Below are 25849 nucleotides of genomic sequence, written 5' to 3' on the forward strand. Positions count from 1 at the left end.
AGGCCTTTCCCTTGAAAGCCGTAGTATTTGGCTCCACATCTAGCACATTCCCGTTTTTTCCTCGGCGACATGGGTCGTACGCGGTCTTTCTCGTTCCTGTACGGTATCGCCGCGCACGAATGATCCCAGAGGTACGTTATGTCCGAATTCCAGCTAGTCACCCGCTTCCAGCCCGCCGGCGACCAGCCGGAAGCCATCCGTCTGATGGTCGAAGGCATCGAGGCCGGGCTGGCGCACCAGACCCTGCTCGGTGTGACCGGTTCGGGCAAGACGTTCAGCATCGCCAACGTGATCGCCCAGGTACAGCGCCCGACCCTGGTGCTGGCGCCGAACAAGACCTTGGCCGCGCAGTTGTACGGTGAGTTCAAGGCCTTCTTCCCGAACAATGCGGTTGAGTACTTCGTTTCCTACTACGACTACTACCAGCCCGAAGCTTACGTGCCGTCCTCGGACACCTTTATCGAGAAGGACGCCTCGATCAACGACCATATCGAGCAGATGCGCCTGTCTGCCACCAAGGCGTTGCTGGAGCGCAAGGACGCGATCATCGTGACCACGGTGTCCTGCATCTATGGTCTGGGCAGTCCGGAAACCTACCTGAAAATGGTCCTGCACGTGGACCGCGGCGACAAACTTGACCAGCGTGCTTTGCTGCGGCGTCTGGCGGACCTGCAATACACCCGCAACGACATGGACTTTGCCCGCGCCACCTTCCGTGTGCGCGGCGATGTGATCGACATCTACCCGGCGGAATCCGACCTGGAAGCGATCCGCATCGAGCTGTTCGACGACGAGGTGGAAAGCATCAGCGCCTTCGATCCCCTGACCGGCGAAGTGATTCGCAAGCTGCCGCGTTTCACCTTCTACCCCAAGAGCCATTACGTGACCCCGCGGGAAACCCTGCTGGACGCCATCGAGGGGATCAAGGTGGAACTGCAGGAACGCTTGGAATACCTGCGCTCCAACAACAAGCTGGTGGAAGCCCAGCGTCTGGAGCAACGCACCCGATTCGACCTGGAGATGATTCTCGAACTGGGCTACTGCAACGGCATCGAGAACTACTCGCGCTACCTCTCCGGCCGTCCCGCCGGTGCCGCGCCACCCACCTTGTACGACTACCTGCCGGCGGATGCGTTGCTGGTGATCGACGAATCCCACGTCAGCGTGCCGCAGGTCGGTGCCATGTATAAGGGCGACCGCTCGCGCAAGGAAACCCTGGTGGAATACGGCTTCCGCCTGCCTTCGGCGCTGGACAACCGGCCGATGCGTTTTGATGAGTGGGAAGGAGTCAGCCCGCAGACCATCTTTGTTTCCGCCACCCCGGGCAACTATGAGGCTGAACACGCCGGGCGCGTGGTGGAGCAGGTGGTACGCCCCACCGGTCTGGTGGACCCGCAAGTGGAGGTGCGCCCGGCCCTGACCCAGGTGGACGATCTGCTATCGGAAATCACCAAGCGCGTGGCGGTGGAAGAACGAGTGCTGGTGACCACCCTGACCAAGCGCATGGCCGAGGACCTCACCGATTACTTGGCCGACCACGGCGTGCGCGTACGTTACCTGCACTCGGACATCGACACCGTGGAGCGGGTGGAAATCATTCGCGATCTGCGCCTGGGCACTTTCGATGTGCTGGTGGGGATCAACCTGCTGCGTGAAGGCCTGGACATGCCGGAAGTGTCCCTGGTGGCGATTCTCGATGCCGACAAGGAAGGCTTCCTGCGTTCCGAGCGTTCGCTGATCCAGACCATCGGCCGGGCCGCGCGTAACCTCAATGGCCGGGCGATTCTCTATGCCGACCGCATCACCGGCTCTATGGAGCGGGCGATTGGCGAGACCGAACGCCGGCGCGACAAGCAGATTGCCTTCAACCTGGCCAACGGCATCACCCCCAAAGGGGTGTTCAAGGATGTCGCCGACATCATGGAAGGCGCCACAGTGCCGGGGTCGCGCAGCAAGAAGCGCAAGGGCATGGCCAAGGCCGCCGAAGAAAGTGCCCGTTACGAAAACGAACTGCGTTCGCCCAGCGAGATCACCAAGCGCATTCGCCAGCTCGAAGAGAAAATGTACCAACTGGCCCGGGACCTGGAGTTCGAAGCGGCGGCGCAGATGCGCGACGAAATCACCAAGTTGCGCGAGCGCTTGCTCACCGTTTGACGCCGCTTAATCCCTCGTAGGAGCCGGCTTGCCGGCGAAGAGGCGCTCAAGTTCTGTGCATGGATCGAGAGTCTCTTCGCTGGCAAGCCAGCCCCAGCAGGCAATTCGTGGGTCAGTGGGCTTCTCCTGCCTTCAGACCCTTGGGTAGGGCTTTGGTCAACAGCACCGCCAGCATGCTGATGCCCAGGGCGATGCCGACAAAGTGGAAGGCGTCGTTGTAGGCCATGATCATCGCCTGCTGATGGGTGATCTCGCTGAGCTTGCCCAGTGCCGCGGTTTCATTGCCGAATTTGTCGGTGAGGTTCGCCAGGCGTTCCGCCACCTGGGGATTACTCGGTACCAACGCTTCACGCAGATAGTCGAAGTAGGTCTTGGTTCGGGCGTCCAGCAATGTTGCCAGCAGGGCGATGCCAATGGCACCGCCGAGATTGCGCAGGATGTTGAACAGGCTGGAAGCCGATCCCGCGTCCTGGGGTTGTATATAAGCCGTGGCAATCAGCGAGATGGTGACCATGATCAGCGGCTGGCCCAGGGCGCGGATGATCTGGATCTGATTGAACTGCGGCCCGGCGAAGTCCGGGTTGAGCACCCCGGAAGAAAAGCTCGCCAGCCCGAACAGGCCAAATCCCAGGGCGCATAGCCATTTTGGCGAAACGAATTGCATCAGCTTGGGCACCAGCGGAATCAGGAACAGCTGCGGCACGCCCATCCACATGATCACTTCGCCGATCTGCAGGGCGTTGTAGTTCTGGATTTGCGCCAGGTACAGCGGCAAGAGGTAGATCGAACCGTACAGACCAACGCCCATGCCCAGGCTGGAAATGCTCGACAGGCCGAAATTGCGATTGCGCAGGATGCCCATGTTGATCAGAGGATTGGGCCGGGAGAGTTGCACGATGACGAAGGTGATGAGGCTGATCAGGGCAATGCTGCCCAGGGTCACGATCAGGCTCGATTCCAGCCAGTCCTTGCGATGCCCCTCTTCCAGGAACACCTGCAAGCAGCCCAGGCCCAGGCCGAGGGTGAAAATGCCGACGTAATCGGTGCTTTTCAGCAGCTCCCAGTGGGCTTCCTTCTTCTCCAGGCCATAGAGCAGACCGGCGATCATCAGCAAGCCTGGCGGTACATTGATATAGAAGATGTACTCCCAGCCCCAGTTTTCCGTGAGCCAGCCGCCCAGGGTCGGTCCGATAGACGGGGCGAAGGTGGCGGTCATGGCGAACATCGCCATGCCCTTGGCCCGATGGTGCTCGGGGAGCTTGATCAGGGTCAGGGTGAACGCCAGGGGAATCAGCGCGCCGCCGGTAAAACCCTGCAGGGCGCGGAACACGATCATGCTTTCCAGGCTCCAGGCCATAGAGCAGAGCAGGGAGGCGATCAGGAAACCCACCGAGACCCAGACCGCCAGCCGCCGTGCCGATAGCAACTGCACCAGCCAGGCAGTGAGGGGAATCATGATGATCTCCGCCACCAGGTAGGAGGTGGAGATCCACGAGCCTTCCTCCAGGGTGGCGGACAGTGCGCCCTGGATGTCCTTCAGCGAGGAGTTGGTGATCTGGATGTCGAGCACCGCCATGAAGGCGCCGAGCATGGCGCTCATCACCGCGATCCAGTCGCGCCGGCTGGGCTCGCCTTGCGGACGCAGCAGTTGATCACCGGCCATCGACAGGGTCTTTGATATTCACTTTGACAGTGACCGACATGCCCGGGCGGATCTTGCCCTGTAGGGGATTATCGGCAGCGAAGGTCAGCTTTACCGGAATGCGCTGTACCACCTTGGTGAAGTTGCCGGTGGCATTGTCCGGTGGCAGCAGGCTGAACTGTGCGCCGGAGGCGGCGAACAGGCTGTCGACCCGGGCCTGGATCGGTGTGTCGCCGTAGGCGTCGAAGGTCAGTTCGGCCTTTTGTCCGGGCAGCATGTGGCCGATCTGGGTCTCCTTGAAGTTGGCCTGGACCCAGATGTCCTGGTCCGGAACGATCGACAGCAGGTAGGCGCCTGCTTGCACCACCTGGCCGTTGCGTGCGGCGCGTTGGCCGATGATGCCGCCGATGGGGGCGTGGATTTCGCTGCGGGTCAGATTCAGTTGGGTTTGGGCCAAGTCTGCCTGGGCATTGGCGATCTGTGCATCGAGGCGCTTGATTTCGGCGCTCAGTGCGTTGACTTGCTGGCGCTGGGCTTGCAGGTCGGCCTCGGCCTTGGTCACCTGGGAGCGGGCGATATGGTTGTCGGCGGACAGGGTGGTCACCCGTTCTTCAGAGACATAACCGGGTTTGCGCAGAGCCTGGGCCCGGGAAAGGTCGATCTGCGAACGGCCGAGGCTGGCTTGGCTCGATGCAACCTGGGCCTGGCTCGCGGCAATCAGGCTGGCTTGTTGGGTCAGTTTGCTCTGGGCTTGCAGGCGTTCGGCTTCACGGGTGGCGAGGGCGGCCTGGGCGCGGTCCACCGCCAGTTGGAAATCCTTGCCCTCCAGGCGTACCAGCAATTGACCCTTGGCCACATGCTGGTTGTCTTGCACCAGGACTTCGTCGATCCGTGCACTGAGTTGGCTGGAGACCCGGGTGATTTCACCCTGCACATAGGCGTTGTCGGTGGTTTCATAAAAGCGCCCATGAAACCACCAGTGGGCGAGGAAGCCCAGGACGACCAGTAGCACCAGGGACAGGAAAACGAACAGGCGACGCTTGAGTTGGGCAGGCATGGGCAGGCTGTAGTCAAAAAGTGTAAGGAAATTTATCAGTGGGCGAATCTGTCAGATAGCTCGTGGGTGGTAAATGCCAGGTGCTGATATTTGGCCATTCATGGGCTCGGCAGCGGTCTGTAGTCGCAACCTTGGCTTAAATGCCCTCCTCACTGGAGCCGGGCCGGGGTCGCCTGTTACCATTCGCCCCCTGTTTTATTCCTCGTTTTTCTATCTTTTCGAGACATGCCATGACCACCGTCCGCACGCGCATCGCGCCATCGCCTACCGGGGACCCCCACGTAGGTACCGCTTACATCGCTTTGTTCAACTATTGCTTTGCCAAGCAGCACGGCGGTGAGTTCATCCTGCGGATCGAAGACACCGATCAGTTGCGTTCGACTCGCGAATCCGAGCAGCAGATTTTCGATGCCTTGCGCTGGTTGGGTATCAACTGGAGCGAAGGGCCGGATGTGGGCGGTCCCCATGGTCCGTATCGCCAGAGCGAGCGGGGCGACATCTACCAGAAGTACGCTCAGCAACTGGTGGACCTGGGCCACGCCTTCCCGTGCTTCTGCACTGCTGAAGAGCTGGATCAGATGCGCTCCGAGCAGATGGCTCGTGGCGAAACCCCGCGTTATGACGGCCGTGCCTTGCTGCTGTCCAAGGAAGAAGTGGCCCAGCGTCTGGCGGCCGGCGAGCCTCACGTGATCCGCATGAAGGTGCCGACTGAAGGTGTCTGCGTGGTGCCAGACCTGCTGCGTGGCGATGTCGAGATCCCGTGGGATCGCATGGACATGCAGGTGTTGATGAAGACCGATGGCCTGCCGACCTACTTTCTGGCCAACGTGGTCGATGACCACCTGATGGGCATCACCCACGTGCTGCGTGGCGAAGAGTGGCTGCCTTCGGCACCGAAGCTGATCCTGCTCTACGAGTACTTCGGCTGGGAGCAGCCGCAGCTGTGCTACATGCCATTGCTGCGCAATCCGGACAAGAGCAAGCTGTCCAAGCGCAAGAATCCGACCTCTGTGACCTTTTATGAGCGCATGGGCTTCATGCCGGAAGCCATGCTCAATTACCTGGGGCGCATGGGTTGGTCGATGCCGGACGAGCGCGAGAAGTTCTCGTTGCAGGAAATGGTCGATAACTTTGATCTTTCGCGGGTATCCCTGGGTGGGCCGATCTTCGATATCGAGAAACTGTCCTGGCTCAACGGCCAGTGGCTGCGTGACCTGCCGGTGGAAGAGTTCGCCAGCCGTGTGCAGACCTGGGCGCTGAATCCTGAGTACCTGATGAAGATAGCGCCTCATGTACAAGGGCGGGTGGAGACCTTCAGTCAGATCGCACCGTTGGCCGGCTTCTTCTTCGCCGGTGGCGTGACCCCGGATGCCAAGCTGTTCGAATCCAAGAAGCTCTCTGGCGATCAGGTGCGGCAACTGATGCAGTTGATCTTGTGGAAGCTCGAAAGCCTGCGCCAGTGGGAGAAAGACAGCATCACCGCGACCATTCAGGCAGTGGTCGAATCCTTGGAGCTGAAGCTGCGTGACGCGATGCCGCTGATGTTCGCCGCGATCACTGGCCAGGCCAGCTCGGTGTCGGTGCTCGATGCCATGGAGATCCTTGGCCCGGACCTGACTCGTTTCCGTCTGCGCCAGGCTATCGACCTGCTCGGCGGCGTATCGAAGAAAGAAAATAAGGAATGGGAAAAACTGCTGAGCGCCATCGGCTGATAGCGCTTCGCGGCAGGGGAGCTGCCAGGGGCAGCGGGCTTTTCGACTACGCTTGAGTCTCAGGCGCGAGGCGGGTTGGTCGCTGACCAAGTAGGCTACTGGCGGCTCGCGGCGCCCCTTTTACGGGAGTTGGCGCGGGCTGGTGAGACTGAAAAAGCCAGGGTTTTTAGGGCGGGGCGGTAAGTGGTTGTTATCCCGGCAAATTTTTTTTCAAAATGCGGAAAAAAAATTGACAGCCTTCCGATCGCCCCTTAAGATTCGCCCCGTCCTCACCGACGAGGGGCTATAGCTCAGCTGGGAGAGCGCTTGCATGGCATGCAAGAGGTCGACGGTTCGATCCCGTCTAGCTCCACCAAATTTGCAGTTCAAGGCCTGGCCACACCGGCCTTGAATCGATCAGTACTCAGCACTGATCAGTTGTATAGAAGGGTTTGCGTCCCCTTCGTCTAGTGGCCTAGGACACCGCCCTTTCACGGCGGTAACAGGGGTTCGAGTCCCCTAGGGGACGCCAGTTTTACACAAGCGATGTTGCAAGATGTCGCTGCGCCGCGAGGCGAAAATCCGGGGCTATAGCTCAGCTGGGAGAGCGCTTGCATGGCATGCAAGAGGTCGACGGTTCGATCCCGTCTAGCTCCACCAATTTACAGTTCAAGGCCTGGCCACACCGGTCTTGAATCGATCAGTACTCAGCACTGATCAGCTGTTAGAAGGGTATGTGTCCCCTTCGTCTAGTGGCCTAGGACACCGCCCTTTCACGGCGGTAACAGGGGTTCGAGTCCCCTAGGGGACGCCAGTTTTACACAAGCGATGTTGCAAGATGTCGCTGCGCCGCGAGGCGAAAATCCGGGGCTATAGCTCAGCTGGGAGAGCGCTTGCATGGCATGCAAGAGGTCGACGGTTCGATCCCGTCTAGCTCCACCAATTTACAGTTCAAGGCCTGGCCACACCGGCCTTGAATCGATCAGTACTCAGCACTGATCAGCTGTTAGAAGGGTATGTGTCCCCTTCGTCTAGTGGCCTAGGACACCGCCCTTTCACGGCGGTAACAGGGGTTCGAGTCCCCTAGGGGACGCCACGTTTACCCGCTATGCGGGATTTTTAAGGGTCATTCAATCATTGAATGGCCCTTTTGTTTTTCTGGCGTCCGGCCAACTCTTACTTTCTTCCTCAGCCTGCACTTCTGACCGGCGGTCACACTGGCGACTTGCGGAAAATTATTATGAGAATAATATTTTGTCCGTAATATTCGGAGGCAACGATGAACGATAAAAAAGCTCAAACCCGCGAACGTATTCTCCAGGCTGCCAGTTCGGCGTTGATCCAGCGCGGCCCGGCCGAACCGAGTGTGGGTGAGGTGATGGGGGCTGCCGGGCTGACGGTGGGTGGCTTCTATGCGCACTTCGAGAGCAAGGATGCGCTGATGCTTGAGGCGTTCACCCAATTACTCGCCCACCGACGTGGCTTGCTCGATGAGATGGATGCAGGTTTGAGTGGTGAAGAGCGCAGGGCGCTGACGGCAGCGTTCTATCTATCGCGCAAGCACCGCGACTCCACTGAGCAGGCCTGCCCGATTCCGGCATCGGTGGGTGAGCTGGGGCGGCTTCCAGAGAGTTTTCGCAAGGCTTTGAGCGAGCATATGGAGCTGATGGTTGCGCAGTTGGCCGCCAGTCCCGAAGACACGGACAAAGCCCTGGCAGATATGGCGCTGATGGTTGGCGGGCTGTCCCTGGCGCGTGCTCTGGGGCCAGGTGAGTTGTCCGATCGTCTGCTGCGTGCCGCCAAGTCGGCAGTTCTATGACCTGAAGTTCGGTTGCGAGGTAGTGGGTGATGAGCGGATTGAGCTGGATTCGTGGTGTCAATGGCACTCTGGGCTGGGTAGCTCCTCAGTGGGCGGCGAATCGGATGCGCCAGTTGTTCATGACTCCCCGTGAGCTGCCGCCCCGAGAGTGGGAGTTACCCCTGCTGGAGTGTGCTGAGCGTCTGACCTTGCGCTTTGGTCTTTCTGCCTTGCGTTGGGGGCAGGGGCCGACAGTGTTGCTGATGCATGGCTGGGAAGGGCGACCCACTCAATTTGCCAGCCTGATCGAGGCGCTGGTGGCGGCTGGTTATACCGCAGTAGCGCTGGATGGTCCTGCTCACGGCCGCTCTCCGGGAGATGAGGCCAATGTGGTGTTGTTTGCCCGAGCGATGTTGGAAGCTGCGGCGGAATTGCCGCCCTTGCGCGCAGTGATTGGCCACTCCATGGGCGGTGCCAGCGCCATGCTCGCTGTGCAGTTGGGGCTGCGCACCGAAACCCTGGTCAGTATCGCTGCGCCGGCTCGGATTCTTGGTGTGTTGCGAGGTTTTGCCCGCTACATGCGCTTGCCGCCCAGGGCGCGCTCGGCCTTTATCCGTCAAGTGGAGAAGGATGTGGGGATGCGCGCGGCGACCCTGGACGTGGCTCAATATCAGTTGGAGATGCCTGGCCTGATCATTCATGCCGAAGATGATCGGTTTGTATCGGTCAAGGAGTCGGAATTGATCCACCAGGCCTGGTTCGACAGTCGCTTGCTGCGCTTGAGTGAGGGTGGTCATCAGCGGGTATTGGCTGACCCCCGAGTGATCGATGCCGTGATTACCCTGGTCACCGGACGCCATCTCCAGGCGCGCCAATCGGCCTGAGCATCCGTTACACTGCCCCGGTCAAAAATCTGACCGGGAGTTGGGCATGAGTTGGGATCTGGCAACGCCATTCGTTATCGATCTGCAGGTAGTGGCCGAGGATATCGATGGCCTGGGGCACGCCAACAATGCGGTCTACGTGACTTGGCTGGAGCGTTGCGCCTGGCGTCATTCGCAACGCCTCGGGCTGGATCTGGCCGAGTACCGTCGCCTGGATCGGGCGATGGCCGTGGTACGGCATGAGATCGACTACCTGGCCGCGGCTTACGAAGGGGATGAGTTGCAACTGGCCACCTGGATCGTCGATTGGGACCAGCGTCTGAAGATGACTCGACGTTTCCAGCTGGTCCGTCCGAGCGATGGCACTACCCTGTTGCGGGCCCAAACCACCTTTGTCTGCATCGAGCTGTCCAGCGGCAAGCCCAAGCGCATGCCCACCGAATTCCTTGAGGGCTACGGTCCGGCCCGGCAGGGCTCGTGATCACCTTTCCCTCTCCGTAGGAACTGGCTTGCCGGCGAAGACGTGTTCATGGGGGCGGCAGGGTCCATTCGCTGGCTAGCGCAACATCCCCAGGCCGTTCCTACAAAACTCCTGTTGTCGGGTGAAACCCAGTAAACTGGCGGACGTTTTTTCGCCTGATTTTTCGTTGAGTGTGTTTCATGCAAATTGCCTTGGCGCCCATGGAGGGGTTGGTCGACAACATCCTGCGGGATGTATTGACTCGTGTTGGCGGGATCGACTGGTGTGTCACCGAGTTCATCCGCGTCAATGACCGTCTACTGACGCCTGCCTATTTCCACAAGCTCGCCCCCGAGTTACTGCAAGGCGCGCACACTGCTGCCGGCGTGCCTTTGCGCGTGCAGTTGCTGGGGTCCGATCCGGTGTGCCTGGCGGAAAATGCCGCGTTGGCCTGCGAGCTGGGCAGCGAGGTGATCGACCTGAACTTCGGTTGTCCGGCCAAGACCGTCAACAAGTCCCGGGGCGGGGCGGTGCTGCTTAAGGAGCCCGAACTGCTGAATCAGATTGTCGAGCATGTGCGGCGAGCAGTGCCCGCGCATATCCCGGTCACGGCAAAAATGCGCCTGGGTTTCGATAGTCCGGACGGTTCGCTGGTGTGCGCTACGGCGCTGGCCGAGGGCGGCGCGGAGCATATCGTGGTTCACGCACGGACCAAGGTCGATGGCTACAAGCCGCCGGCCCACTGGGAGTGGATTCCACGGGTGCAGGACGTGGTCAAGGTGCCGGTGTTCGCCAACGGCGATATCTGGAGCGTCGAGGATTGGCGGCGCTGTCGGGAGATCAGTGGCGTGGAGGACATCATGCTCGGTCGTGGGCTGGTCTCGCGTCCGGATCTGGCCCGGCAGATCGCTGCGGCTCGGGCGGGAGAGGAGGTGGTGGAAATGTCCTGGGCCGATCTGCAGCCCATGCTCCAGGACTTCTGGGCCCAGGTGGTGGTGCAACTGACACCCCGTTCGGCGCCGGGCCGTCTCAAGCAATGGCTGGCCATGCTGACCCGCAACTATCCGGAGGCAGTTGAGCTGTTTACCGCTCTGCGTCGGGAAACCGATCTGGATCAGGTGGGGCGCCTTTTGGGCATGCCCCACAGCGAGGCAGCGTAAAAAATTCAAAAAACGCCTCTTGAAATGTCAGGGCCTATCCCTATCTCTTGGGTACGCGACGCCGAATTCGGGTCGCGGAGATAACCACTCGCTGACTATCAGGAGAAATACCCATGAGTACTGCATTTTCCTTGGCTCCACTGTTCCGTTCCTCTGTCGGCTTCGACCGTTTCAATGATCTGTTCGAGTCGGCACTGCGTAACGAACCGGGCAGCAGCTACCCACCCTACAACGTTGAGAAACACGCCGACGATGAGTACCGCATCGTCATCGCGGCCGCCGGCTTCCAGGAAGAAGACCTGGAGCTGCAAGTGGAAAAAGGCGTGTTGACCGTGAGCGGTGGCAAGCGTGACGCCAATGAAGGCGTTACCTACCTGCATCAGGGCATTGCCCAGCGGGCATTCAAGCTGTCCTTCCGCCTGGCCGACCATATCGAGGTCAAGGCGGCGGCCCTGAGCAACGGTCTGCTGAATATCGACCTGCTGCGGGTCGTGCCGGAAGAGGCCAAAGCCAAGCGCATCCCGATCAACGGTGCGCAGCAGCCGGCTCTGCAACACTAAGACCGCTGCAAAAAAAAGGGCGCCCTGGTGGCGCCCTTTTTTGTGGCCGTCACTTCAGCAGTTTCATGAACTCGCTCAAGGGCAGCGGCCGGCTGTGCAGGTAGCCCTGGTACAGGTGGCACTCCAGTCCCTGCAGAAACTCCAGTTGCTGCGGTGTTTCCACGCCTTCAGCGATCACCTTCAGGTTCAGGCTGCGAGCCATGGCAACGATAGCTCGGATGATTTCCGCATCGTTGGGGTCGTGGGTCGCATCGCGGACAAATGACTGATCTATCTTCAGGGTGTCTACCGGCAAGCGTTTGAGGTATGTCAGGGAGGAGTAGCCGGTGCCAAAGTCGTCCATGGCAAAACTGACACCGAGTTTTTTCAGTCGACGCATCTTGTTGATGGTGTCATCCAGATTCTGGATCACGATGCCTTCGGTGATCTCCAGCTTCAGCAATGATGAGGGCAGGGCATGGGCGCTCAGGCTGTGTTCGATTCTTTCGACAAAGTCGTTCTGGCGAAACTGTCGTGGGCTGATGTTGACGCACAGACTGAAGTGGTACGGGTCCACCAGGCCTTGTTCGATCAGTTGGCTGAAGGCCAGGCAGGCCTCATCGAGAATCCAGGTGCCCACTTCAAGGATCAGGCCGCTGTCCTCCAGTACCTTGATGAACTCCGTCGGTGATTGCGCCCCCAGCTCCGGGTGCTGCCAGCGCACCAGGGCCTCGGCGCCGACGATGCGGTTGTCGCGGGCATCCACCTGAGGCTGGAAGTGCACGCTGAATTCGCCGCGGGACAGGGCCAGACGCAGGTCGGTTTCCATGCGCAGTCGTTCGCTGGCGGCCTTTTGCATGGTGTTGTGGTACATCTGCGTGGTGTTGCGCCCGGAGTCCTTGGCACGGTAAAGGGCGATGTCGGCGCGCTTGAGCAGGTCGGTGGGGGTCGAACCGTGATCGGGAATCAGCGCCACACCGATGCTGGGGGTGACTTGCAGGCGCTGGCCGTCGAGGAACATCGGTTCCGAGAGCAGCTCGCGCAGGGTTCCCGCCAGTTGCCGAACTTGTTCGCTGACCTCGTTGCGCGAGCCTTCCAGGCCGCTGAGCAGTACCACGAACTCATCGCCGCCCAGGCGCGCGACGGTGTCTTCCATGCGCACGCTGGCTTCCAGTCTGGCGGTGATGATCTTCAGAACGGTATCGCCCACCGGGTGCCCCAGGGAGTCGTTGATGTGCTTGAAGTGGTCCAGGTCGAGGAACAGCAGGGCGCCCCGCAGGTTGTGGCGCTTGAGCAGAGCGATCTGCTGGCTCAGGCGGTCCATCAGCAGGGCGCGGTTGGGCAGGTTGGTCAAGGGATCGTGGTAGGCCAGGTGGCGGATCTGTGCCTGGGCATTCTTCAGCAGGCTGACGTCCCGGGCCGTGAGCAGCAGGCATGGGGTCTCATTGAGGATGATCGGCTCCACCGAGACCTCGAGGGTGAGGATTTCCCCGCGCTTGTTACGCCCGAGCATTTCCAGGTGATGCACCCGGCCCTTGAGCCTGAGCTCCGCCAGCAGCGTGGCGAGCTGGGCCTCTTCGGCCCAGATGCCGACCTGGTACATGGTGCGGCCGAGCACTTCATCGGTGCGGTAGCCGGTCAGGCGGCAGAAGCCGTCGTTGACCTCCAGGTAGCGGCCGGTGTCGCGCTCGGTGATGGTGATGGCGTCGGGGCTGGAGTGGAAGGCCTTGGCGAATTTTTCTTCGCTGGCCTTGAGAGCGGCCTCGGAACGCTGTTGCTGGGTGATGTCTCGCAGTGTGGTGACGATGCACGGCTGCTTGTCGACGGTAATCAGGCGGCTGGAAATGATGCAGGTCAGCGCCTGGCCGTTCTTGTGATTGACCACCACTGCCACGTTGTTCAGTGCCTGTTCGCGAATCACCTGTTCGATGCGCCGCAGGCGCGGGGCGGAGTCTTCCCAGAAGCCGATCTGCTCGGCGCTGCGGTTGATCACATCTTCCTGGGTCCAGCCGAAGGTCTGGGTGAAGCTTGAATTGATCTCGATGAACTGGCCGGTTTCCAGCAGGGTCAGGCAGATAGGGTCTGGGCTGACCTGGAACAGGCTGGCGAATTTCTCCTCGGAAGTGATCAGGCGCTGTTCGCGTTCCACCTGCTCGGTGATGTCCAGCAGCGTTCCGGCCATGCGCAGTGGACTGCCCTGCTCGTCGCGATAGAGGCGGGCGCGGCTCTCCAGGTAGCGCGAGCTGCCGTCCGCCAGCTGCACCCGATAGGTCAGCTGGTAGTTGCCCGCGGGGCCTTCTCGCAGGCTGCGATAGGCATCGCGCATGCTGTCGCGTTCTTCAGTGGGTACACCCTCGAAAAAGGCTTCGAAGGATTCATGGAAGGGCGCGGGCTCCAGGCCGTGCAATTGCGCGGCACGGGCCGAGCCATAGAGCATGCCGCTGGGAATGTGCCAATCCCAGGTGCCCAGTTGCGCCGAGTCCAGGGCCAGGTCGAGGCGTTCCTGGCTGTCCTTGAGGGCTTGTTCGGCTCTTTTGCGTTCGCTGGTATCGAGAAAGGTGCTCAGCAGGTAGGGCTTGCCTTCCAGTTCGATTTTCTGCGCGCTGAGAATGCCGTCGTGGATCTGGCCATTGCTGGCGCGGAATTGGACTTCGAGGCTGGCGGCCTGGCCCTTTTTCTGTACGGCCTTGATCAGTTGGGCTCGCTGTTCGGGATTGACCCACAGACCGATCTCCAGGGTGGTGCGGCCTATCACGTGCTCGGCGGGCCAGCCGAACTGGCTTTCGAAGTATTGGTTGGCTTCGCTGATCAGGCCATCTTCCAGGCGGGTCAGCAGCACCATGTTGGGGCACAGGTGGAACAGGGTGGCGAAACGTTTTTCCGAACTGCTGAGGGCCTCCTCCCGCTGGCGTTGGTGGGTGATCTCGCGGATCACCCCGATCATTCGGGGCTTGCCGTGCTTGTCCGGCAGCACGCTGCCGTTGATCTCCAGCCAGTGCAGACTGCCATCGGGCCAGCGAATGCGGTGGTGCATGGCGTGTTCCAGGGGCGCCCCCGCCAGCACCGAGTGAAAAGCCCGCACGGTCCTGGCCCGGTCTTCGATGGGGAGCAGATCGAGGTATTCGAGGTTTTCCGGCAGGGGTTGGCGCGGATCGAAGCCGAACAGTGCCTGAGTGCCCCGGGACCAGCTGATCTGTCCGCTTTCAATATCCCAATACCAGGCTCCCAGTCGTGCGCCATTGAGGGCGGCGAGCAGCTGCGGCGCGCTTTCCCAGCTTTGTTCCGACTCCCGAGGGTCGACAGCATGGATGCGCGGCATGGGTGGAATACGGTCAGCGGGTTTTGGCATGGGTGTCAGGCCTTGAGCTGAGTCATTCGTTTGGCGCGGGATACTCATGACAGTGCGGCGTGGCACGGGCTATACCCGGAAAAGCTATGCCGGGTTCCCTGGCCAATCGACTTGTGCATCCAGTAAGGCCATGAAAGCCCGCGCAGCATTCGACAGCGTCCGTTCGGTATGCAGGATATAGCCTAGCTGGCGTCGCAGCTGTATGCCCGGTAAAGGAATGCGCGCCACTTGATCGTCGAGCATGGTGCGGGGCAGGACGCTCCAGGCCAGACCGATGGAAACCATCATCTTTATAGTTTCCAGGTAGTTAGTGCTCATGGCGATGTTCGGTGTCAGGCCCTGGGCTTCAAACAAGCGTTGGACAATATGGTGAGTAAAGGTATTGCCGCCGGGGAAAACCGCCGGGTGCAGGGCGATGTCCGCCAGGCTGACCTGGCCGTTGCTGACCAGCGGATGCTCCGGAGCTGCGACGAAGTCGAGGGGGTCGTCCCAGACCGCAGTCGCCTTGATCAGGCTGTGGGGCTCGGGCGCCAGGGTGATCACCGCCAGTTCGGCGCGGCCATGGAGAATTTCCTCATAAGCCACTTCGGAATCCAGAAACTGTATGTCCAGGGCCACCTGGGGGTAGCGTCGGGTAAAGGCCCGCAGCAGCGAGGGCAGGCGATGCAGACCAATGTGGTGGCTGGTGGCAAGGGTCAGGCGGCCGCTGACTTCCCCGGTGAGATTGGTCAGGGCGCGGCGGGTGTCGTCCAGCACGTTGATGATCTGGTAGGCCCGGGGCAGCAGCGCGCGTCCGGCTTCAGTCAGGCCGATCTCGCGGCCCAGGCGATCGAACAGCCGTACATTGAGTTGCTGCTCCAGCCCGGCGATACGCTTGCTGATGGCTGGCTGGGTCAGGTGCAGGCGTTCGCCGGCGCCGGAGAAGCTGCCGGTCTCGGCGATGGCGATAAAGGCGTTGAGATTGGCCAGGTCCATGATCGTATTCCAGTTGGTTATCCAAAGCATGAAAAATATGAATTTGAGTTATTTAATCTAACGCCATAGCATCAGCCTCACAAGCCAAGGGGTTATTGATCGGCCGACGATCAGGGCCCGGGGCATAGAAACAAGCTGATGAGGAATGGTCCGATGGCCGGCAAGACGCTCTACGACAAGCTCTGGGATTCGCATTTGGTCAAGCAGCGCGACGATGGTTCGGCGCTGATCTATATCGATCGTCACATCATCCATGAAGTGACCTCGCCGCAAGCGTTCGAAGGCCTGCGTCTGGCCGGGCGCAAGCCTTGGCGCATCGATGCCAACATCGCCACCCCGGACCACAACGTACCGACCACCCCTGAGCGCAAGGGTGGGATCGAAGCGATTGCCGATCAGGTCTCCCGTCTGCAGGTGCAGACCCTCGATGACAACTGTGACGAATACGGCATCGTCGAATTCAAGATGAACGACGTGCGCCAGGGCATCGTCCACGTGATCGGTCCGGAGCAGGGCGCGACCTTGCCGGGCATGACCGTGGTCTGCGGTGACTCCCACACCTCGACCCACGGCGCCTTTGGTGCCCTGGCCCATGGCATCGGCACTTCCGAGGTGGAGCACGTGCTCGCCACCCAGTGCCTGGTGGCCAAGAAGATGAAGAACATGCTGGTGCGCGTGGAAGGCACCTTGCCGTTTGGCGTGACCGCCAAGGACATCGTCCTTGCTGTGATCGGCAAGATCGGCACCGCCGGTGGCAACGGTCACGCCATCGAGTTCGCCGGCAGCGCGATTCGTGACCTGTCCGTTGAAGGCCGCATGACCATCTGCAACATGTCCATCGAAGCCGGTGCCCGTGTCGGGCTGGTGGCGGCGGATGAAAAGACCGTGGCCTACGTCAAGGGTCGTCCATTCGCCCCCAAGGGCGCTGAATGGGATCTGGCCGTCGAGGCCTGGAAAGACCTGGTGTCCGATGCCGATGCCCAGTTCGACACCGTGGTTGAGCTCGACGCCGCGCAGATCAAGCCGCAAGTCAGCTGGGGCACTTCGCCGGAAATGGTTTTGGCCGTGGATCAGAACGTGCCGGACCCAGCCAAGGAAATGGATCTGGTCAAGCGCGACTCCATCGTCCGTGCCTTGAAGTACATGGGTTTGAGCGCCAACCAGGCAATCACCGACATTCAATTGGATCGCGTGTTCATCGGTTCCTGCACCAATTCGCGGATCGAAGACTTGCGTGCCGCGGCGGTGATCGCCAAGGGCCGTAAAGTGGCCTCCACCATCAAGCAGGCGATCGTGGTCCCGGGTTCGGGACTGGTGAAGGCCCAGGCCGAATCGGAAGGCCTGGACAAGATCTTCCTCGAAGCCGGTTTCGAATGGCGTGAGCCGGGCTGCTCGATGTGCCTGGCGATGAACCCGGATCGCCTGGAGTCCGGTGAGCATTGCGCGTCGACGTCGAACCGCAACTTCGAAGGGCGCCAGGGCGCTGGTGGGCGTACCCACCTGGTCAGCCCGGCCATGGCCGCCGCCGCCGCTGTCAGCGGTCGTTTCGTCGACGTCCGTGAATTGATCTAAGGAGCGCAGCATGAAAGCTTTCACCCAGCACAATGGTTTGGTCGCGCCTTTGGATCGTGCCAACGTAGACACCGACCAGATCATCCCCAAGCAGTTTCTCAAGTCGATCAAGCGCACCGGCTTCGGTCCGAACCTGTTCGATGAGTGGCGCTACCTCGACGTGGGCCAGCCTTACCAGGACAACTCCAAGCGTCCGTTGAACAAGGATTTCGTCCTCAACGCCGAGCGTTACCAAGGGGCCAGCGTGCTGCTGGCGCGGGAGAACTTCGGCTGCGGCTCGAGCCGTGAGCACGCACCCTGGGCCCTGGAAGAGTACGGTTTCCGCAGCATCATCGCGCCGAGCTATGCCGACATCTTCTTCAACAACAGCTTCAAGAACGGTTTGTTGCCGATCATCTTGAGCGATGCTGAAGTCGACGAGCTGTTCCAGCAGGTCGAAACCACGCCGGGTTACCAGTTGCACATCGACCTCGAGGCACAGACCGTGACCCGTCCCGACGGCAAGGTACTGAAGTTCGAGATTGATGCATTCCGCAAACATTGCCTGCTCAATGGTCTCGACGACATCGGCCTGACCTTGCAGGACGGCGACGCCATTGCCGCCTTTGAAGCCAAGCATCGGGCCAGCCAGCCCTGGTTGTTCCGCGACGCCTGATCGCTTGATCGCCGGCAAGCCGGCTCCTACAGGTTTGTGTTGTAGGAGCAGGCTTGCCAGCGAACGCTGTTCCCCCAGATCAAAAGGACCACAGCATGACCAGCAACGCCCATAGCCAGGTGGTACAGAAGCAGTTCGGTGAACGGGCCTCGGCCTACCTGAGCAGTGCCGTACACGCTCAAGGCGCCGAATTCGCGCTGCTACAAGCCGAAGTGGCGGGCCAGGGCCATGCCCGAGTCCTGGACCTGGGCTGCGGCGCCGGTCATGTCAGCTTCCACGTTGCGCCGCTGGTCAAGGAAGTGGTGGCCTACGACCTCTCCCAGCAGATGCTGGATGTAGTGTCGGCAGCCGCGCAGGAGCGTAATCTGCACAACGTTCGCACCGTTAAAGGTGCAGCCGAGCGCTTGCCGTTCGCCGACGGCGAGTTCGATTTCGTCTTCAGTCGTTACTCGGCTCACCATTGGAGCGATCTGGGCCTGGCCCTGAGAGAGGTGCGCCGGGTGCTGAAGCCCGGTGGCGTGGCGGCGTTCATTGATGTCTTGTCGCCGGGCAGTCCACTGCTGGACACTTACCTGCAAAGCGTCGAAGTGCTGCGTGATACCAGTCATGTCCGTGACTATTCGGCAGGGGAGTGGTTGCGCCAGGTCAGCGAGGCGGGGCTGCATACCCGCAGTACCGCTCGTCAGCGCCTGCGTCTGGAGTACAACTCCTGGGTCGAGCGCATGCGCACGCCAGAGGTGCTGCGGGTGGCGATTCGCGAGCTGCAGCAGGCGATGGGCAATGAAGTGCGCGAATATTTTGAGATTGAGGCCGATGGTTCGTTCAGTACAGATGTACTGGTGCTGTGGGCCGAGCGATAGAACTTTTCCGGGTGCGCCTGCGGGCGGGCCGACAGAGCAAATGAGGAACGCATGAGCAAGCAGATTCTGATTCTTCCAGGTGACGGTATTGGTCCGGAAATCATGGCCGAGGCGGTCAAGGTGCTGGAATTGGCCAATGACAAGTACAGCCTGGGCTTCGAGCTGAGTCACGACGTCATCGGTGGCGCTGCCATCGACAAGCACGGTGTGCCCCTGGCCGATGAGACCCTGGATCGTGCTCGTGCCGCCGATGCCGTGCTGCTGGGTGCGGTGGGTGGACCGAAGTGGGACAAGATCGAGCGTGACACCCGTCCTGAGCGCGGCTTGCTGAAGATTCGTGCGCAGCTGGGCCTGTTTGGCAACCTGCGCCCGGCGATCCTCTATCCGCAACTGGCCGATGCCTCGAGCCTGAAGCCGGAAATTGTCTCGGGCCTGGATATCCTCATCGTTCGCGAGTTGACCGGCGGCATCTACTTCGGCGCGCCTCGCGGCACCCGTGAGCTGGAAAATGGCGAGCGTCAGTCCTACGACACCTTGCCGTACAGCGAGAGTGAAATCCGCCGTATCGCCCGGGTCGGCTTTGACATGGCACGGGTACGTGGCAAGAAGCTCTGCTCGGTGGACAAGGCCAACGTCCTGGCTTCCAGCCAGCTGTGGCGCGAAGTGGTGGAGCAGGTGGCCCTGGACTACCCGGATGTCGAATTGAGCCACATGTATGTCGACAACGCTGCCATGCAGTTGGTGCGCGCCCCCAAACAGTTCGACGTGATCGTCACCGACAACATGTTCGGCGACATCCTCTCCGATGAGGCTTCGATGCTCACCGGTTCCATCGGCATGCTGCCGTCGGCTTCCCTGGATGCCAACAACAAGGGCATGTACGAGCCTTGCCACGGTTCGGCGCCGGACATCGCCGGCCAGGGTGTTGCCAACCCGCTGGCGACCATCCTCTCGGTGTCGATGATGCTGCGTTACAGCTTCAACCTGAACGACGCGGCGGATGCCATCGAGCAGGCGGTGAGCCGGGTGCTGGATCAAGGTTTGCGCACCGGTGACATCTGGTCGGCCGGTTGCACCAAAGTCGGTACGCAGGAAATGGGCGATGCAGTAGTCGCCGCGCTGCGGAATCTGTAATCTTTCGGGCCCACCGCACAGACGGTGGCCCACTTTTGTATAGGTGTAGTTGCGATGAAACGTGTAGGTCTGATCGGTTGGCGCGGTATGGTCGGTTCCGTGCTCATGCAGCGGATGCTTGAAGAGCAGGACTTCGATCTTATTGAACCGGTGTTTTTCACCACTTCCAATGTCGGTGGCCAGGGGCCGTCGGTGGGCAAGGACATTGCTCCGCTGAAGGACGCCTACAACATTGAAGAGTTGAAAACCCTCGACGTGATTCTGACCTGCCAGGGTGGCGACTACACCAGCGAAGTCTTCCCCAAGCTGCGTGAAGCCGGCTGGCAGGGTTACTGGATCGACGCCGCTTCCAGCCTGCGCATGCAGGATGATGCGGTGATCATCCTTGACCCGGTGAACCGCAAGGTCATCGACCAGCAACTGGATGCCGGGACCAAGAACTACATCGGTGGCAACTGCACCGTCAGCCTGATGCTGATGGGCCTGGGCGGCCTGTTCGAAGCCGGTCTGGTGGAGTGGATGAGCGCCATGACCTACCAGGCGGCCTCCGGCGCCGGCGCGCAGAACATGCGTGAGCTGATCAAGCAAATGGGCGCGACCCACGCGGCCGTCGCTGATGACCTGGCCAACCCGGCCAGCGCCATCCTCGACATCGACCGCAAAGTGGCCGAAGCCATGCGCAGCGATGCCTATCCGACCGAGAACTTCGGGGTGCCGCTGGCCGGCAGCCTGATCCCGTGGATCGACAAGGAACTGCCTAACGGCCAGAGCCGTGAAGAGTGGAAGGCCCAGGCCGAAACCAACAAGATCCTCGGTCGCTTCAAGAGCCCGATCCCGGTGGATGGCATTTGCGTGCGCATCGGCGCCATGCGCTGCCACAGCCAGGCGCTGACCATCAAGCTCAACAAGGATGTGCCGATCGCCGATATCGAAGGGCTGATCAGCCAGCACAACCCCTGGGTCAAACTGGTGCCGAACCAGCGCGACATCAGCATGCAGGAGCTGAGTCCGACCAAGGTCACCGGCACCCTGAACATCCCGGTTGGCCGTCTGCGCAAGCTGAACATGGGCTCGCAGTTCCTTGGTGCCTTCACCGTGGGCGACCAGTTGTTGTGGGGTGCAGCCGAACCGCTGCGCCGCATGCTGCGGATCTTGCTGGAACGTTGATTCTCTGAACGTTTGAAAAGGCCCGTCCCTTGCACAAGGCGCGGGCTTTTTCATGCCCATGCAGGTGCCGGCTTGCCCGCGAAGAATGCTGCCGCCCAACCACGACTTCCCCCCTGCGAATTGCCTCGTCACCGCGTGCCGGGTAAAGTGCCGCTCCCCCCGTTCCGCCTGAGGTAGCACCATGACCCCGTCCTTTGATATTGCCGTGATCGGCGCCACCGGCACGGTTGGCGAAACCCTGGTGCAGATTCTCGAAGAACGTGATTTTCCCGTTGCTAACCTGCACCTGCTGGCCAGCAGCGAGTCGGCCGGTCACTCGGTGCCGTTTCGCGGCAAGAACGTCCGTGTGCGGGAAGTCGACGAGTTCGACTTCAGCAAGGTCCAGCTGGCGTTTTTCGCCGCGGGCCCGGCGGTGACCCTGAGCTTCGCTCCCCGTGCCACAGCGGCCAATTGCGCAGTGATCGATCTCTCCGGTGCCTTGCCGTCGGCCCAGGCGCCCAATGTGGTGCCTGAGGCCAATGCCCGGGTACTGGTCGGCCTGAAGAAGCCCGTGCAACTGAGCAGCCCCAGCGCTTCGGCCACGGCGCTGGCAGTGGCGCTGGCGCCGTTAAAGGACTTGCTGGATATCCAGCGGGTTAACCTGACTGCCAGCCTGGCGATTTCCAGCCAGGGACGTGAGGCCGTCAGCGAGCTGGCTCGGCAAACCGCCGAACTGCTCAATGTACGTCCGTTGGAGCCGCGTTTCTTCGACCGCCAAGTAGCCTTCAATCTGCTGGCTCAGGTCGGTACGCCGGATGCCCAGGGACACACCCTGTTGGAAAAGCGTCTGGTGAGAGAGTTGCGGGAAGTGCTGGGGCAGCCTTTATTAAAGATTTCTGTCACTTGCATTCAAGCGCCGGTGTTTTTTGGCGATAGCTATAGCGTGACTTTGCAGTCAGGTGCCGACGTCGACCTGGCCGCGGTGAATGCGGCATTGGAGTCGGCTCCCGGCCTGGAACTGGTGGACGCCGGTGATTATCCCACTGCCGTGGGTGACGCCGTGGGCCAGGACGTAGTCTATGTGGGGCGGGTTCGTGGTGGTGTCGATGATCCGGCGGAACTGAATCTGTGGCTGACCTCGGACAACGTCCGTAAAGGTGCGGCCTTGAACGCTGTGCAGCTGGCTGAATTGTTGATAAAAGACCTGCTGTAAAAGATACTTGGCAACAATTTGCAGAATGAATCTAGCTGGGCGCTATGCTTGGCAAGTTGCTGGAGGTGAGTGGCCGTCAGGTGCTCCCGGGGCATGCAGTAAATAATCCCGCGTGGCGGTCGTTCATGATCCCGCGCAGTGCCTTATGGCAGCCGCTACAAAACCTTCTCGCTGGCCGAGGAATGTTCAAACAAAGGATGAGGCTATGGTTCAAGTTCGCAAACTGGTGTTAGCAATAGCGGCCGCCTCGGCGCTGTCCTCCGGTATGGCGCAGGCGCTTGGGCTCGGGGAGCTGACCCTGAAGTCGAGTCTGAACCAGCCTCTGGTAGCAGAAATCGAATTGCTCGATATCAAGGACCTTACTGCTGCGGAAGTGGTGCCCAGCCTGGCCCCGGCAGAAGAGTTCGCCAAGGCCGGTGTTGATCGCCAGGCCTTCCTCAATGACCTGAGTTTTACTCCAGTTCTCAATCCTGGCGGCAAGAGTGTGCTGCGGGTGACCTCGAGCCAGCCGTTGTCTGAGCCGATGGTCAAGTTCCTGGTGCAGGTGATGTGGCCCAACGGTCGTCTGCTGCGTGATTACAGCGTGCTGCTGGACCCGTCGAAGTTTTCCCCGCAAGCCGCTGCTGCTGCCCAGGCTGCGCCGGTCAGTGGCCTGGCGGTCAATGCCCCGGTCACTCGCGCCAACAAGGCCAGTAAACCTGCGCAGTACACCACTTCGGCCCGTGACACGCTGTGGGAGATCGCTGCCAGGAATCGCAATGGCGCATCGATTCAGCAGACCATGCTGGCAATCCAGGCCTTGAACCCGGATGCCTTCATCGATGGCAACATCAACCGGTTGAAGACCGGCAGGGTTCTGCGCCTGCCTGACGTGGTGCAGAGCACCGCGTTGCCGCAGCCCAAGGCCATTGCCGAAGTTGCCGCGCAGAATGCCGCCTGGCGTCAGGGGCGTCGCGCCGGTGCCCGAGGCCAGCAACAGGTGGATGCGACTCGTCGTGCAGGGGCCGACAAGGCGCCCAAGCAGGTCAACACCAAGGACAACCTGAGCCTGGTTTCTGCGGAGAACGGCAAGGCTCGCGGCAAGGGCGCCGCGGGTGACAGCAAGGCCCTGAACAACAAGCTGGCGGTGACTCAGGAAAGCCTGGACGCAACCCGCCGCGACAATGCCGAACTCAAAGAGCGCATGGCGGATCTGCAGAGCCAACTGGACAAGTTGCAGCGCCTGATCGAATTGAAGAACAACCAGTTGGCCAAACTGCAGGCTGAAGGCGCGGCCCCTGTCGCTCCGTCAGCGCCGGCGATGCCTGCTGAGCTGGTGGCCAAGCCTGAGGTTCCTGCGGCGACGCCAGTGGTTCCGGCGGTCCCGGTCAGTGAGCCGGCTGCCAGTCCGGCTCCGGATGTGCCAGCGGCCCAGGCTGACGAAGATAAATATGGTGATCTGCTGACCAATCCAATCCTCCTCGGGCTGGTCGGCGGCGGTGCGATAGTGGCTGTGTTGCTGCTGTTGCTGTTGCTGGCACGTCGTCGCAAGGCTCAGCAAGAAGCGGAAAAGCATCTGCGCATGGCTCGGGCGTTGTCCGAGGAAAATAGCGATTTCGCCGAGGAGCTGGACCTTCCTGAAGGTAGCTTCGAAGGTCTTGAAGTCCCTCCGCCAAGCGTCAAGCTCGCTCCAGCTCCAGCTCCAGCTCCAGCTCCAGAACCGGCTCCGTTGGTGACGCCAGTTCCGGCGGCGCCGGTTGAGCGAGCCACCGATGTGCTGGGGCAGGCGCAGAACCATATCGACGGAGGCCGCCTGAACCAGGCAGCGGCCATTCTTGAAGAGGCAGTCAAGCTCGAGCCGCAGCGCAGTGATCTGCGCCTCAAGCTGATGGAGGTCTATGCGCATCAGGGTGATCGCAGCGCCTTTGTCGCTCAGGAGCGGCAGCTGGTAGCCAATGGCGATAACCACGCTCAGGTCGAACAGCTCAAGAGTCGTTTCCCGGCGATGGTGGCGGTGGCGGCGACAGCGGGTCTGGCTGCGGCGGCAGCGGCTGCGGAGCTGGATGCCCAGTACGTTAAAGAGCTGCTGCTGGATGAACCTCAGCCCGCTGAGCCTGCAGCGCCTGTGGAAGGCCTGGATGCGGATTTCGATCTGAGTCTGGATGACCTGGAGGCTGCCTCGCCAGCGGTGGTGGCGGCCGAACCTGAGGTTGAGCTGGAGGAGTTCCCTCTGGACGACGACCTGAGCTTCGGCTCGGTTCTTGAGCAGCAGACTGCGGCCCAGGAAAGCCTGGATGATCTGGGGGATTTCGACCTGGATCTCGGAGCGGACCTGCCGACGGCGACCCAGAGTGATGACGACTTCCTGTTGAGTCTGGAAGACGATCTCAAGGATCTGCCGGCCGGCGATGTGCCTACCGTCACCGAGTCGACCCTGGATGATCTGGATCTGTCGGCAGATTTCGATTTGTCCCTGGCTGATGAGATGGATGCGGCGGCGGAGCCCAAGGACGCCTTTGCCTCCGAGCTGGATGATGTCAACGCCGAGCTGGATCGTCTGGCCCAGAGCCTGGATCAGCCGGAGCCGGAAACGCCAAGCTTCACGGCTGAAGATGCTGCGGCGGCACCTGAGGAGGCGGATTTCGACTTCCTTTCCGGCAGCGATGAAGTGGCCACCAAGCTGGACCTGGCCCAGGCCTATATCGATATGGGTGACAACGACGGCGCGCGGGACATCCTGGGCGAAGTGCTCAGCGAGGGTAGCGAAGGGCAGAAGAGCGAAGCGCAGGAAATGCTCGCACGACTGGCCTGAAGCAGCCCGATGCTTGAGCAGAACGGCAGCCGATAAGGCTGCCGTTTTTGTTTGTGGCACTTTTGGCGGTCATTCAGACCAGCAGGTCTTCGTAAAAGGCGCCAAAGGGGCGGGTAGGGTGGGCGATCTGGATTTCCAGGATCCACAGGCCCACTTGTGGACAGTCGGAGAAGTCCCCCAAGTCTCCGGCGCGATAGATCGCGTGGGGGAAGTCGCTGACCCGATGTCCCTTGATCTCCAGATTGAGCACCCAGCCCACTGCGCGGGCCTGCTCTTCGGCGTAGCGGTACAGCTCGGGGCCGGCCACTCGATGGGTTTTCCAGTGATCGTGCACCTGATCGAACAGGCTCTTGGCGGCAGCGGCGCAGGCGTGCATTTCCTCGTCGCGACCTACGACGAAAGTCGCTCCGCAATCGCCTTCGTGGCGATCCCAGACGACTCCGAGGTCAATGAAGAACAGGTCGTTTTCCTCCAGTTGAGGATCGCCGTCGGAGCGTTGCTTGAAGGTCTTCAGGGTGTTGGCGCCAAAACGAATCAGCAGTGGGTGCCATATACGGTCCATGCCCAAGTCCTGCAGTACTTCGAGGCCCATCTCCCTGGCGGTGGATTCGTGCATGCCGGGCTTGATCCGTCGGGCTATTTGCGCAATGGCCTCCCAGGTCATGCGCTTGGCGTGGAGCATGCCTTCCAGGCTGTAGGCCAGGCCTACGGCTTCTTTGTTGGTTGCGATCATTCATCGGCTCTCGGTCAGGGTGTTGGGTTCTCTATC

19 protein-coding genes and 6 tRNA genes are annotated in these 25849 nt (G+C 61.0%); 20 read left to right on the top strand and 5 right to left on the bottom strand.

What is annotated here, in order from left to right:
- The first annotated feature begins 138 nt into the window (after positions 1-138).
- Positions 139-2154, top strand: coding sequence for an excinuclease ABC subunit UvrB (gene uvrB / locus P7C00_RS10835; RefSeq protein ID WP_346631711.1), 2016 nt, complete (start codon positions 139-141; stop codon positions 2152-2154).
- Between the two features lie 112 nt (positions 2155-2266).
- Here the strand turns inward: uvrB and P7C00_RS10840 are convergent, their stop codons facing one another.
- A complete protein-coding gene (locus tag P7C00_RS10840; protein WP_404939951.1) occupies positions 2267-3757 on the bottom strand; it encodes an MDR family MFS transporter in 1491 nt (496 codons plus the stop codon).
- Between the two features lie 49 nt (positions 3758-3806).
- Entirely contained in the window at positions 3807-4853 is a 1047-nt protein-coding gene (locus tag P7C00_RS10845; RefSeq protein WP_346631710.1) for an HlyD family secretion protein, read from the bottom strand.
- Between the two features lie 230 nt (positions 4854-5083).
- Here P7C00_RS10845 and gltX point away from each other — a divergent pair, with 230 nt between their 5' ends.
- From gltX to P7C00_RS10905, 12 genes are all read left to right on the top strand, one after another.
- Positions 5084-6565, top strand: a complete 1482-nt coding sequence (gene gltX, locus P7C00_RS10850; RefSeq protein ID WP_346631709.1) for a glutamate--tRNA ligase — start codon at positions 5084-5086, stop codon at positions 6563-6565.
- A 279-nt stretch (positions 6566-6844) separates the two neighbouring features.
- A tRNA-Ala gene (locus P7C00_RS10855) sits at positions 6845-6920 on the top strand.
- Between the two features lie 80 nt (positions 6921-7000).
- Positions 7001-7076: transfer RNA gene (locus P7C00_RS10860), tRNA-Glu, on the top strand.
- A 52-nt stretch (positions 7077-7128) separates the two neighbouring features.
- A tRNA-Ala gene (locus P7C00_RS10865) sits at positions 7129-7204 on the top strand.
- A 78-nt stretch (positions 7205-7282) separates the two neighbouring features.
- Positions 7283-7358 (top strand) — tRNA-Glu (locus P7C00_RS10870).
- Positions 7359-7410: 52 nt separating this feature from the next.
- Positions 7411-7486 (top strand) — tRNA-Ala (locus P7C00_RS10875).
- A gap of 78 nt (positions 7487-7564) precedes the next feature.
- A tRNA-Glu gene (locus P7C00_RS10880) sits at positions 7565-7640 on the top strand.
- A 183-nt stretch (positions 7641-7823) separates the two neighbouring features.
- Positions 7824-8363, top strand: coding sequence for a TetR/AcrR family transcriptional regulator (locus P7C00_RS10885; protein ID WP_346631708.1), 540 nt, complete (start codon positions 7824-7826; stop codon positions 8361-8363).
- A 29-nt stretch (positions 8364-8392) separates the two neighbouring features.
- Positions 8393-9226 (top strand): alpha/beta fold hydrolase, encoded by an 834-nt coding sequence (locus P7C00_RS10890; protein ID WP_346631707.1) that lies wholly within the window; start codon positions 8393-8395, stop codon positions 9224-9226.
- A gap of 46 nt (positions 9227-9272) precedes the next feature.
- Positions 9273-9707, top strand: coding sequence for an acyl-CoA thioesterase (locus P7C00_RS10895; RefSeq protein ID WP_404938905.1), 435 nt, complete (start codon positions 9273-9275; stop codon positions 9705-9707).
- Positions 9708-9886: 179 nt separating this feature from the next.
- Positions 9887-10846 (top strand): tRNA-dihydrouridine synthase, encoded by a 960-nt coding sequence (locus P7C00_RS10900; protein WP_346631705.1) that lies wholly within the window; start codon positions 9887-9889, stop codon positions 10844-10846.
- 113 nt (positions 10847-10959) lie between these two features.
- Complete coding sequence (locus P7C00_RS10905) at positions 10960-11406, top strand: Hsp20 family protein (protein ID WP_346631704.1); 447 nt, start codon at positions 10960-10962, stop codon at positions 11404-11406.
- Positions 11407-11455: 49 nt separating this feature from the next.
- Here the strand turns inward: P7C00_RS10905 and P7C00_RS10910 are convergent, their stop codons facing one another.
- Positions 11456-14734: an EAL domain-containing protein gene (locus P7C00_RS10910; RefSeq protein WP_346631703.1), complete on the bottom strand. Its 3279-nt coding sequence runs from the start codon at positions 14732-14734 to the stop codon at positions 11456-11458.
- A gap of 84 nt (positions 14735-14818) precedes the next feature.
- Positions 14819-15709: a LysR family transcriptional regulator gene (locus tag P7C00_RS10915; RefSeq protein WP_346631702.1), complete on the bottom strand. Its 891-nt coding sequence runs from the start codon at positions 15707-15709 to the stop codon at positions 14819-14821.
- A gap of 153 nt (positions 15710-15862) precedes the next feature.
- Here P7C00_RS10915 and leuC point away from each other — a divergent pair, with 153 nt between their 5' ends.
- From leuC to P7C00_RS10950, 7 genes are all read left to right on the top strand, one after another.
- Positions 15863-17281, top strand: coding sequence for a 3-isopropylmalate dehydratase large subunit (gene leuC, locus P7C00_RS10920; RefSeq protein WP_123723620.1), 1419 nt, complete (start codon positions 15863-15865; stop codon positions 17279-17281).
- A gap of 10 nt (positions 17282-17291) precedes the next feature.
- On the top strand, positions 17292-17936 hold the full coding sequence (leuD, locus tag P7C00_RS10925) for a 3-isopropylmalate dehydratase small subunit (protein ID WP_346631701.1): 645 nt from the start codon (positions 17292-17294) through the stop codon (positions 17934-17936).
- Between the two features lie 95 nt (positions 17937-18031).
- A complete protein-coding gene (locus P7C00_RS10930) occupies positions 18032-18796 on the top strand; it encodes a class I SAM-dependent methyltransferase (RefSeq protein WP_404938907.1) in 765 nt (254 codons plus the stop codon).
- 51 nt (positions 18797-18847) lie between these two features.
- Positions 18848-19930, top strand: coding sequence for a 3-isopropylmalate dehydrogenase (leuB, locus tag P7C00_RS10935; RefSeq protein ID WP_102863665.1), 1083 nt, complete (start codon positions 18848-18850; stop codon positions 19928-19930).
- 54 nt (positions 19931-19984) lie between these two features.
- The gene (gene asd, locus P7C00_RS10940) at positions 19985-21097 is read left to right on the top strand and encodes an aspartate-semialdehyde dehydrogenase (protein ID WP_102863663.1); all 1113 of its coding nucleotides are present in this window, start codon (positions 19985-19987) and stop codon (positions 21095-21097) included.
- A 181-nt stretch (positions 21098-21278) separates the two neighbouring features.
- The gene (locus tag P7C00_RS10945) at positions 21279-22289 is read left to right on the top strand and encodes an aspartate-semialdehyde dehydrogenase (protein WP_346631699.1); all 1011 of its coding nucleotides are present in this window, start codon (positions 21279-21281) and stop codon (positions 22287-22289) included.
- A 205-nt stretch (positions 22290-22494) separates the two neighbouring features.
- The gene (locus tag P7C00_RS10950; RefSeq protein ID WP_404938909.1) at positions 22495-25080 is read left to right on the top strand and encodes a FimV/HubP family polar landmark protein; all 2586 of its coding nucleotides are present in this window, start codon (positions 22495-22497) and stop codon (positions 25078-25080) included.
- A gap of 73 nt (positions 25081-25153) precedes the next feature.
- On the opposite strand, the gene P7C00_RS10955 is transcribed toward P7C00_RS10950, so the two are convergent.
- The gene (locus P7C00_RS10955; RefSeq protein ID WP_346631697.1) at positions 25154-25813 is read right to left on the bottom strand and encodes a M24 family metallopeptidase; all 660 of its coding nucleotides are present in this window, start codon (positions 25811-25813) and stop codon (positions 25154-25156) included.
- Between the last annotated feature and the right edge of the window lie 36 nt (positions 25814-25849).

Source organism: Pseudomonas sp. JDS08PS003, from assembly GCF_045013505.1.
In the GTDB taxonomy this organism is placed as follows: Bacteria; Pseudomonadota; Gammaproteobacteria; order Pseudomonadales; family Pseudomonadaceae; genus Aquipseudomonas; species Aquipseudomonas protegens_B.